8 protein-coding genes are annotated in these 10610 nt (G+C 66.6%); 3 read left to right on the forward strand and 5 right to left on the reverse strand.

Annotation, left to right across the window (positions count from 1 at the left end):
- The first annotated feature begins 34 nt into the window (after window positions 1-34).
- Complete coding sequence (locus ACFPOB_RS16095; RefSeq protein ID WP_377799425.1) at window positions 35-1132, forward strand: GNAT family N-acetyltransferase; 1098 nt, start codon at window positions 35-37, stop codon at window positions 1130-1132.
- Here ACFPOB_RS16095 and ACFPOB_RS16100 read toward each other — a convergent pair.
- From ACFPOB_RS16100 to ACFPOB_RS16110, 3 genes are all read right to left on the reverse strand, one after another.
- Window positions 1104-2720 (reverse strand): acyl-CoA synthetase, encoded by a 1617-nt coding sequence (locus tag ACFPOB_RS16100; protein WP_377799426.1) that lies wholly within the window; start codon window positions 2718-2720, stop codon window positions 1104-1106. The genes ACFPOB_RS16095 and ACFPOB_RS16100 overlap by 29 nt on opposite strands.
- Window positions 2721-2970: 250 nt before the next feature.
- A complete protein-coding gene (locus ACFPOB_RS16105; protein WP_377799427.1) occupies window positions 2971-4029 on the reverse strand; it encodes an ABC transporter substrate-binding protein in 1059 nt (352 codons plus the stop codon).
- 186 nt (window positions 4030-4215) lie between these two features.
- Window positions 4216-4689 carry an Lrp/AsnC ligand binding domain-containing protein gene (locus tag ACFPOB_RS16110; RefSeq protein ID WP_377799428.1) on the reverse strand — a complete coding sequence of 158 codons (474 nt, stop codon included), beginning with the start codon at window positions 4687-4689 and terminating at the stop codon, window positions 4216-4218.
- A 113-nt stretch (window positions 4690-4802) separates the two neighbouring features.
- Between ACFPOB_RS16110 and putA the strand changes: the two genes are divergently transcribed.
- Window positions 4803-7955, forward strand: coding sequence for a bifunctional proline dehydrogenase/L-glutamate gamma-semialdehyde dehydrogenase PutA (gene putA / locus ACFPOB_RS16115; RefSeq protein WP_377799429.1), 3153 nt, complete (start codon window positions 4803-4805; stop codon window positions 7953-7955).
- Window positions 7956-8096: 141 nt separating this feature from the next.
- Here the strand turns inward: putA and ACFPOB_RS16120 are convergent, their stop codons facing one another.
- On the reverse strand, window positions 8097-8360 hold the full coding sequence (locus tag ACFPOB_RS16120) for a hypothetical protein (protein WP_377799430.1): 264 nt from the start codon (window positions 8358-8360) through the stop codon (window positions 8097-8099).
- A gap of 319 nt (window positions 8361-8679) precedes the next feature.
- Window positions 8680-9024 carry a hypothetical protein gene (locus tag ACFPOB_RS16125; RefSeq protein ID WP_377799431.1) on the reverse strand — a complete coding sequence of 115 codons (345 nt, stop codon included), beginning with the start codon at window positions 9022-9024 and terminating at the stop codon, window positions 8680-8682.
- Between the two features lie 819 nt (window positions 9025-9843).
- Here ACFPOB_RS16125 and ACFPOB_RS16130 point away from each other — a divergent pair.
- A complete protein-coding gene (locus tag ACFPOB_RS16130) occupies window positions 9844-10584 on the forward strand; it encodes a hypothetical protein (RefSeq protein ID WP_377799432.1) in 741 nt (246 codons plus the stop codon).
- Window positions 10585-10610: the final 26 nt, after the last annotated feature.

Here is a 10610-nt window from a genome sequence, read left to right on the forward strand (position 1 = left end):
GCCGAAGCGGAGCGAGCCGCGAAAGGGCTGCGCCATGCCGAACCTCGCCGCGTCCCTGATTGCACCGGACGAGACGCCGCCGCAGCGGAGTCGTGCCGTCGCCTCGGGCCTGGCCGGCCTCTCGATCGAAAGCCGCCCGCTCGCCGCCTGTGCCGCCATCGAGGCCGAATGGCGCGATCTCGCCGCCCGCGCCATCGAGCCGAACCCGTTCTTCGAACCCGACTTCGCGCTTTCCGCCGCACAGCATCTCATCGACTTCCGCGGCACAACCGTCCTGCTGCTCTGGGACGGCGCGGCTACATCGCGGCGCCTGCTCGGCTTCGTCCCAGCCCGCCTCCAGCGCCGTTTGCTCGGCCATGACGTCTTGATCGGCTGGAGCAATTCGCGCCTCGGCCTCGCCGCGCCCCTGATCGACACGGAGCAGGCGGAACGCATCATCGCGGCGCTGCTGCATGCGCCGGGCCGCTGGGGCCTCGCCAGCACGCAGAACCTCCAGCTGCATCGCCTCGATCTCGACGGGCCGCTCCTCGACGGCATGCTGCGGGTCGCCGAGCTCACAGGCCACGCAGCGGCGCTCGAGCCGGCACCGACGCCGACGGCCAGCACCGGCGGGCCAAAGCTGGCTGCGCTGCGCCATGGCCTGTCGCGTCACGGCAAGCTCGCCTTCGCCGAATCCCGCTCGCGCCAGGAGTTGCGCGACATGGTCGAGCTCCATCTGGCATTGGAGGCGTCCGGTTCGCTGGGACGCGCCGGCGGCGCCGCGCTGCAGGACATCCGCGAGAGCGCCTTCCTGCGCGCCATGACGCGCAACCTTGCCCGCAGTCATCGCTGCCGGGTCGGCCTGCTGAGCCTCGACGACGCGCCGGTCGCCAGCGCGATCCTGATCGGAAAGGGCCCGCGCCTCTGGCTCTATCGCGGTGTGGAGGACGACCGCTTCGCCAGCTTCGCGCCACTGGCCCAGCTCGTCGCCTGGCTCGGCCGGCGCAGTCGCCAGCGCGAGATCATCGGCGAACTCCCGGGCCCGCATCTCGTCACCGTGCCGCAGCGGCTCGGCGATATCCGCCTCACCGTCACGGCAACCGCCATCCGCCGCGCGCCCCTCGTCATCCGGCGTCGCGCAGCAGCCGCCTGATGATCTTGCCGGTGGTGGTCATCGGCAACTCCTCGCGGAATTCGATCTCGCGCGGATATTCATGCGCCGCCAGCCGCTCGCGCACGAAGCCCTGGATCTCGGCGACGAGCTGCGGCGAGGCCTCGTGGCCGGCCCTCGGCACGATAAAGGCCTTGACGATCTCGGTCCTCAGCGCATCGGGCTTGCCGACCACCGCCGCCAGCGCCACGGCAGGGTGGCGCAGCAGGCAGTCCTCGATCTCGCTCGGCCCGATCCGGTAGCCCGACGAGGTGATGACGTCGTCGTCGCGGCCGACGAAGCGGATATAGCCGTCGGCGTCCTGCAGGCCCTGGTCGCCCGTCGTCATCCAGTCGCCGATGAACTTGGCCTGCGTCGCCTCTGGCTTGCGCCAGTAATGCAGGAACATCACCGGATCAGGCCGCGTCACCGCGATCTGGCCTTCCTCCTCCGGCTCGCAGACGCTGCCGTCCGGCCGGATCACTGCGACCTCATGGCCCGGCACCGCCTTGCCGATGAAGCCCGGCTTGACCACGCCGATTTCGGCGCAGGAGGCGAGCACGAGATTGCACTCGGTCTGGCCGTAGAACTCATTGATGGTCAGCCCCAGCGCCTCGCGCCCCCAGGCCAACGTCTCGGCGCCGAGCGATTCCCCGCCCGAGGCGACAGTGCGCAGCTTGAGGTCGTAGCGTCCGCGTGGGTTCTCCACAGCTCGCAGCATGCGCAGCGCCGTCGGCGGGATGAAGCAGTTGCGCACGCCGAGATCGGCCATCAGCCGGAAGGCCTCGTCGGGATCGAACTTGGCCGTCGGTCGCGCCACGATCGGCACGCCATGATGCAGCGCCGGCAGGAGGTTGTTGAGCAGGCCGCCGGCCCAGGCCCAGTCCGCCGGCGTCCAGATCAGGTCGCCCGCCTGCGGCAGGAATTCATGCGGCATCTCTACCCCCGGCAGATGGCCAAGCATGACCCGGTGCCCGTGCAGCGCGCCCTTGGCGTTGCCGGTGGTGCCGGAGGTGTAGATCATCAGCGCCGGATCGTCGGGCCCGCTGTCGATCGGTGCGAAATCTTCAGCCTCGGCTTCGAGCAGGCGTGCGAGCCCCTCGGCCTTCCCATCCGGCCCATCGGCCGAGATCACCAGTTCGAGATCGGGCAGCTTCTCCTCGATCTGGCCGAGTTTTGATAGGCCGGCGGCATTGGTGACCAGCGCCTTCGCCCCGCAATCGCGCAGGCGATAGGACAGCGCGTCCGCGCCGAACAATGCCGCCAGCGGCACCGCGATCGCGCCGAGCTTGTAGGCCGCCATATGCGCGATCGGCACCAGGCGCCCCTGCGGCAGCAGGATCGCGACCCGGTCGCCCTCGCCGACACCGCGCTTGCGCAACGCATTCGCCAGGCGGTTCGACTGCGCCCGCAATTCGCCATAGCTGACCGGAACGACCGACCAATCCGGCTCGACTTCCAGGATCGCGACCTTGCCGGGATCGACCGCCGCCCAGCGGTCGCAGCAATCGACGCCGATATTGTAGCGCTCCGGAATCCGCCAGCGGAAGGCAGCGCGCAGGCGCTCGTAGTCACGGATGTCGGGAAGCATGCGGCAGGCCCTTGCTCGGAATCTGTTCGCCCTCTTCAAGCCCTCATCTTGAGGAGCGATCGCAGATCGCGTCTCGAAGGATGCTCCAGAAGGCTCTGGAACCGACTGGAGCCCTTCGAAACGCAGCCTGATCGCTGCTCCTCAGGATGAGGGCTGAGAAAGTTCAAACGTGCTCTGTCTCAGAGGGCGCGCACGATAAGCGAAGGCCAAACGCATTGTCACCTTGGCCTAAGGTCAACTGCTCAGCCGGTCAGAACGCGCGCTCGGCCTCCGCCGGCAGGAAGCCCTCGGCGAAGGCGTTGCCTGCCTTCGCCTTGTCCTTGAAGGAAAAGGTCAGCCCGATCTGGTCGAGCCCCTTCTGCCAGCGCGCCTTGTCGATGCCGCCGAAGCCGTGCGCCTTGACGGTCGGCGTCATGACATAGTGGTCAAGCGCCATCTTCAGGCGCTCAAGCTCGATCCCGGGGCGGGCGCCCTCATTGCGCTGGAGCACGCCGGCGATCGCCGCCTCCGGATCGGCCACGACGTCGCGGACGCTGCGCGTGATCGCGCGCAGCAGGCCGCGCACCGCCTGCGGCTTCTCAGCCAAGAGCTTCGGCGAGACGATGACGGCGTTGCCGTAGAGCTCAATGCCGTGATCGGCCATCAGCAGCGTGACGATGTCGTCGGCCGGCACGCCGCGCGCCTTCAGATTGATCAGGGAGGTGTGGGCGAAGCCGAAGATCGCGTCGAGCTCGCCCGACGCCAGCATCGGCTCGCGCACCGGGAAGCCGACATTCTCAAGCTTGATCTTGGCATCGTCGATGCCGTTGATCTTCTTGAACACCGGCCATTGCGCGAAGGCGCCGTCGGCGGCAGGCGCGCCAAGCTTCTTGCCTTCGAGACTCCTGGGGTCGCTGCTTATGCCGCGGCTCTTGCGCCCGACGATCGCGAAGGGCGGCCGGTCATAAACCATCATCACCGCCTTGAGATCGATCGTCGGCTTCTCGTCACGGAAGCGGATCAGCGAATTCACGTCGCCGAAACCAACCTCGAACTCGCCGGTCGCGACGCGCGGTATCGCTTCGCGCGAGCCTGTCCCCGGCTCGATCGTGACGTCGAGCCCCTCCTCGCGGAAATAGCCCTTGTCCAGCGCGGTCAGGAACAGCGCCGCCGGTCCCTCGAGACGCCAATCGAGCGTAAACTTGAGCGGCGTCGCAGCTATGGCGGTGCGGGCAAATCCCGCTGATGCGGCGAGCCCGCCTCCGACGAGAATACGCCCGAACCCGCGCCGGGACGGCGGCGCGCCAAACGCGAGCGAGAAAGCGGACATGGCAAGCTCCGGAACGACGATAGCCGGTACGGGCGGCAGCGACCCGGATGGTGTTCCAGCAAACATCATGCCGGAGAAGCTTCCACAACCAAGAACCCGAGTAACCGGCAGGTCAAGCGCCAACACGGCAAGATCGCGGCGAAATCGCGGAAATGGTTACGTTTTTCTGCGGCAGTGCTGCAGGAGTCACAGAGGCAGCGCCCCGTCTGTCTTGACCTCCTCCATCACCGCATAGGTGCGCGTCTCGCGCACGGCCGGCAGCGCGAGCAGCACATCGCCGAGGAAGCGGCGATAGGCGTTCATGTCGGCGACGCGGGTCTTGACCAGATAATCGAAGCCGCCGGCGACCATATGGCATTCCAGCACCTCCGGCGCCCGCTTCACCGCCGCGGCGAAGCGCTCGAAGGCATCGGGTGTCGTCTTGTCGAGATAAACCTCGACGAAGACCAGCAGATGCAGGCCGAGCTTCACCGGATCGAGGGTGGCGCGATAGCCCGTGATGTAGCCGTCGCGCGCCAGCCGCTTCAGCCGCTCGCCTGTCGCGGTCGGCGACAGTCCGACCTTCTCAGCCAGCTCGACACCGGCGGCGCGGCCATCGTTCTGGAGCAGGGCGAGCAGGCGCCGGTCGGTTCGATCCAGGGCCGGAATATTCTCTGCCATATCAGAATTCCACGGGAATCTTCACTGCATAATTGCTGAAATCTCCGTTGATATCCAGCTCGGTTGCGATGATCCTGCAGATCATCCCGCCGCCGAGATCCGGAGCTCTTGCCATGGCCGCCCCCGCCCCGCGACCTGCCGCCGATACCGCACCCGTCTTCCACGCGCCCTATGCCGAGGACGATGCCGCGATCGCCGGTCGCCTGCTCGCCAGCAGCCGTCGCGACCCGCTGGCCAAGGCGAGGATCGATGCCCGTGCCACCTCGCTAGTCGACGCGATCCGCACCCGCAAGGTCGGCTTAGGGGGCATCGAGGAGTTGCTGCGCGAATACTCGCTCTCGACCAAGGAAGGCCTCGCGCTGATGGTGCTGGCCGAGGCGCTGCTGCGCGTACCCGACGCCGCCACCGCTGACCGGCTGATCGAGGACAAGCTCGGCCAGGGTGACTTCGCCCATCACGCATCCAAATCGGACGCCTTCCTGATCTCGGCCTCGTCCTGGGCGCTCGGCATCACCGCCCGCATCATCCAGCCCGGCGAGACCCCGACCAGCATCATCGGCAATCTCTCGAAGCGCCTCGGCCTGCCGGCCGTACGCACCGCGACGCGCCAGGCGATGCGCGTCATGGGCAACCATTTCGTCCTCGGCCAGACCATCGAGGAGGCCCTGAAGCGCGCCCGCTCCGGCTCGGGCAAGCTCTACCGCTACTCCTTCGACATGCTCGGCGAGGGCGCACGCACGCAGGCAGACGCCGACCGCTACTACGCCTCCTATGCCGACGCGATCGACGCCATCGGCCGCTCGGCCGGCAATGACAGGCTGCCGAACCGCCCGGGCATCTCGGTCAAGCTCTCGGCGTTGCATCCGCGCTACGAGGCGACCAATCGCGAGCGCGTCCTCGCCGAGCTCACGCCAAAGGTGATCGAGCTCGCCCGCCAGGCCAAGACATACGATCTCAACTTCACCGTCGACGCCGAGGAGGCCGACCGGCTCGAGCTCTCGCTCGACGTCATCGCCGCTGTGATGGCCGAGCCTTCTCTCGCCGGCTGGGACGGTTTCGGACTCGCCATCCAGGCCTATCAGAAGCGCGCCTCGGCGGTGATCGACCACATCGCGGCCCTCGCCGAAGCTTACGACCGCCGCCTAATGGTCCGCCTGGTCAAGGGCGCCTATTGGGACACCGAATTGAAGCGCGCCCAGGAGCGCGGCCTGCCCGACTATCCGGTCTTCACCCGCAAGGCGATGACCGACCTCAACTACGAGGCCTGCGCCAAGCAGCTCCTCGCGCTGCGCCCGCGCATCATCCCGCAATTCGCCACCCATAACGCGCTGACCGTCGCGACCGTCGCCGAGCTCGCCGGCGCCCAAAAGGCCGCCCGGCCGGACGGCCGTCTTGCTGAGAACATGGATTTCGAGTTCCAGCGCCTGCACGGCATGGGCGAGGCTCTGTATGAGCGCCTGCTGCAATCGGATGCCGGCTTCGCCTGCCGCACCTATGCGCCGGTCGGCGGCCATCAGGACCTGCTCGCCTATCTCGTCCGCCGCCTGCTCGAGAACGGCGCCAACTCCTCCTTCGTCTCGGTCTCCGGCGATCCCGACGTGCCGGTCGCGACGCTGCTGGTGCCGCCGGCCGACATCATCGGTTCGCCGAGCGCAGCCCGCCATCGCCGCATCCCGCTGCCGGCCGAGCTCTTCGGACCGTCGCGCCGCAACTCAGCCGGCGTCGAGCTCGGCGATGCCGCCAGCCTCGCCAGCCTGCTCGCCGAGATCCACGCCGCTGCGGCGAAGCCCGTGCCCGAGGCCGTGCCGCTGATCGACGGCAAGCCCGGGACCGGTACCGCCCGCGACGTGCTCTCGCCGATCGACGGCAAGCCGGTCGGCCGCGTCACCGAGGGCGATGCCGCCAGCGCCGAGAAGGCGATGGCCGCAGCCAAGGCCGGCTTCCACGCCTGGAACGCGACGCCCGCCCGCAACCGCGCCGCCTCGCTGCGCCAGGCCGCCGACCTGATGGAAGCGCGCCGCGGCCCGATCCTGGCGCTGCTCCAGTCCGAGGCCGGCAAGACGCTGGACGACGCCATCGCGGAACTCCGCGAAGCCGTCGACTTCCTGCGCTACTATGCTGCCGAAGCCGAGGCCAAGTTCGCCGTGCCGACCACCCTTCCCGGCCCGACCGGCGAGGACAACCGCCTGATTTTGCGCGGCCGCGGCCCCTTTATCTGCATCGCGCCCTGGAACTTCCCGCTGGCGATCTTCACCGGCCAGGTCGCCGCTGCGCTCGTCGCCGGCAACAGCGTCGTCGCCAAGCCGGCGCCGCAGACCCCGCTGATCGCCGCGCTCGCCGTGCGCATCCTGCACGAGGCCGGTATCCCCAAAACCGCGCTGCACTTCGCCCCCGGCGACGGCAAGCTCGGCGCGGCGCTCGTCGCCCACAAGGACGTCGCCGGCGTCGCCTTCACCGGCTCGACCGCGACCGCCCGTGCCATCAACCGGGCGCTGGCCGCCAAGGACGGCCCGATCGTCCCGCTGATCGCCGAGACCGGCGGCCTCAACGCCATGATCGTCGACGCGACCGCTCTGGCCGAGCAGGTCGCCGACGACGTCGTCCTTTCCGCCTTCCGCTCGGCCGGCCAGCGCTGCTCGGCTTTGCGCCTGCTCGTCGTGCAGGAGGACGTCGCCGACAAGATGGTCGAGATGATCGAGGGCGCCGCCCGCGAGCTCACCCTCGGCGACCCCCGCGCCATCGAGACCCATGTCGGCCCGGTGATCGACGCCGCCGCCAAGGAGCGCCTCGACGCCCATATCGCCGCGATGCGCTCAGCCGGCCGCGTGACCTATGCCGGCAGGACGCCGGATTTGCCCGGCACCTTCGTCGCCCCGCACATCATCAGGCTCGACAAGGTCGCCGACCTCTCCGCCGAGCATTTCGGCCCAATTCTGCATGTCGTGCGCTGGAAGGCGGGCCAGCTCGACACGATTCTCGCCGAGATCGAGGCGACCGGCTACGGCCTGACCTTCGGCCTGCATTCGCGCATCGAGGCCACGGTCGAGCGCGTCATCGACCGGCTCTCGACCGGCAACATCTATGTCAACCGCAACATGATCGGCGCGGTCGTCGGCGTGCAGCCTTTCGGCGGCCACGGACTGTCGGGCACCGGCCCCAAGGCCGGCGGCCCGAACTATCTGCCGCGCTTCGCCACCGAGCAGACGGTGACGATCAACACCGCGGCGGCCGGCGGCAATGCCTCGCTGATCGCGATGGGGGAATAGCCTCCTTCTCCCCTCGGGGGAGAAGGTCCGGCAGGGGATGAGGGCGCCTCGACCCGGCGAGCCTTCCTTCCCTCATCCGTCAGCGCTTCGCGCTGCCACCTTCTCCCCCGAGGGGAGAGGGGTTCTCCGCGCCTCCCTTGCCTACTCCGCCGCCCTTGCCGCCGCCTGCTTCAGCCGCGCCAGCGCTTCGTCGGCGCCGGCCTTCACCGCCGGGTCCGTCACCTGCCCCTCCTGCGCGACGCGCTCGGCCAGCGCCGCGACGCTGAACTCAGCCCCGCTGGCGACGAGCTTCAGCACCGCGTTCGACAGCACGTTCGGCCAATAGGCCGCGCCGCCCTTGGCCAGCCCCTTGGCCTTGCGGCCCTCGAATTCCTTGGTGAGCTGTTCGGGTGTCTTCCTGGCCATGGTGTCGGGCTTCCGGTGAATCAGGTCTGAGCCGAGCTTATAGCAGCCTGCCGGCAAAGAGCGCGGAACCTCGACGCAAACTCCCTTCCCCCTTGTGTGGAAGGGCCGGGGATGGGGGTGGTGCCGCCTGGCGATCGCTCGCCGGAAAGACGGCTGGCAGCGGCGACAGCACTGTCTTGTTCGAGAGATCGCTCCAGCTTTGCGACCCCCACCCCTGCCCCTCCCCACTGATCTCGGGCCTGCCCGAGATCAGGACTCAGAGTGGTCGAAGTCGGGTAGACCCGACTTCGACGCGGGGGAGGGGTTCGCGCCTCGCCTTCTACCCCTCGCTCTGCAGCGGAATCGCCTCGAGCTGCGCCTTGTGCCTGGCGATGCGCCTCTCGGCCTCGTACCAGGCCTCCCTGCCCTCGACGCCTTCGAGGCGCAGGCGGATCGCCTCGCGGAAGGTTGCGCGCATCTCGTCGGACAGGCCTTGCATGAACTCGCCCGAGCATTGCGCACCATCCGGGCCGGTGCAGGCCTTGGCCCGCCGGCAATCCTTGCGGCCGCAGAAGCGCCAGCACTGCATCAAGGTCGCGATCCTGCGCAGCATGATCGGCCGCTCGCGCTGGAAGCGCTCGAATTCCTCTTTCGTGGCGCCACGATGGTCGGGATTGCGGGGCATGGGGTGTCCTCCGATTAGCCTCCTTCTCCCCTCGGGGGAGAAGGTCCGGCAGGGGAGGAGGGCGGCACGACCGGGTGAGCGTCTGAGCGTCGGGCTGGACTTCCCTCATCCGTCAGCGCTCCGCGCTGCCACCTTCTCCCCCGAGGGGAGAAGGGTTCGCGCTGCGCTTCCCGCGCCCAAGCGTCGTCCCCGCCCGCAGGCTGATCCTGCGGGCGTTGTCGCATGTGAGGGGCAGCGGAGCGCCGCGAGGCGCTGGATAGTGATCCGCTTCCATTGAGCCAGGAAGCGGCGCGGATGGATCCCCATCCGCACGCCCCGTGGCGCTCCGCCAGCGGCGATTTGAAAGCTCCGGGCCGCGCTTCTGTCACGCCGGCCTGAGCCGACGCAGTCTAGCGAGCTCCTCGCGCAGGGATCGTAATGTCCCCAGGTCGGTTCCCGAAGCCTCCCGGGAGCGAGGCGCAACCCTCGCCCGCAGGCGCCGCACCCACCCCGCCAAACGACATGCCTCCGGTCGGCCGCCCCTCGGGGATGGGATGCGCGGCATTATACGGGAGGTTGAGAGGGCGGGGATAAGTTGGCGCCTTGTCCGCTCCGATACGGTTCCGATCTCTCAGGGGAAAGTTGCTGGGAAATGTGCAGCCGACGCGATGGCCACAGATCAATCCAACGCCAGTCCTGTAGCGAAACACGCAACGCACAGCACAACTTCCAGTCACGATCGATTTATGTTTTGTTCTCTGTCGGGCAGCTGAGTCGGGCTTTCGCGCCTCAGACTTGGGGCCGCCAAAATTCAAAAATTAATTTTCGGGGGACGAATAAGTGGCCGACAACTCTCAGCAAATACTCGATGAAGTTGTATCACAGCAAAGATCAGATATTGCACCGACCATGTCTGAACAGGATTTTTTTGAAATATTTTGTTCGTCCCAAATTTTGAAAGACTTTGATCTATCTTACGATGAAATTGAATCTGGAATTGTAGATGGTGAACATGATGGCGGAATTGACGCCGTCTACTCCTTCGTAAATGGAGAATTAGTTTACGAAGATTTTGACACTACGCCTTTCAAAAAAGACGTTGTCATCGAGATGCACATTATTCAATCTAAAACTTCAGGCGGCTTCAGCGAAGTACCAATTGATCGAATGATTTCGCTTACCAGAAATTTACTCCGCCTAGACGCAGACTATAATCAACTGACACAATACAATAGTCAGGTAAAAGAAAAAATAGATTGTTTCCGAACTGTACTTCGCCGGCTGGCGTCCCGATTCCCAACACTGAAACTGTCTTACTATTACGCATCACGAAAAGCTGATGCTCATATCCATCAAAATCTTGAGATTAAGGCGCAAGAGCTAAAATCCACCGCAGAATCACTCTTTGACGGAGCCGATGTTTCGGTGAATTTCCTCGGAGCAAGAAAACTTCTTGAACTCGCACGCCGCCGCCCGAAAACAACTTATGAAATTCGCCTTAACAAAAGCCTTAGAGTCCGTCCCGGAACTCATGACGCTCGCGCGATGCGGCGGATAAGAACCATGGCGGCGGCTGCGTAGAGGAAGGCCGTCGCGGAGGCGATGGT

It is taken from the genome of Allobosea eneae (genome assembly GCF_042657265.1).
Lineage (GTDB): Bacteria > Pseudomonadota > Alphaproteobacteria > Rhizobiales > Beijerinckiaceae > Allobosea > Allobosea eneae.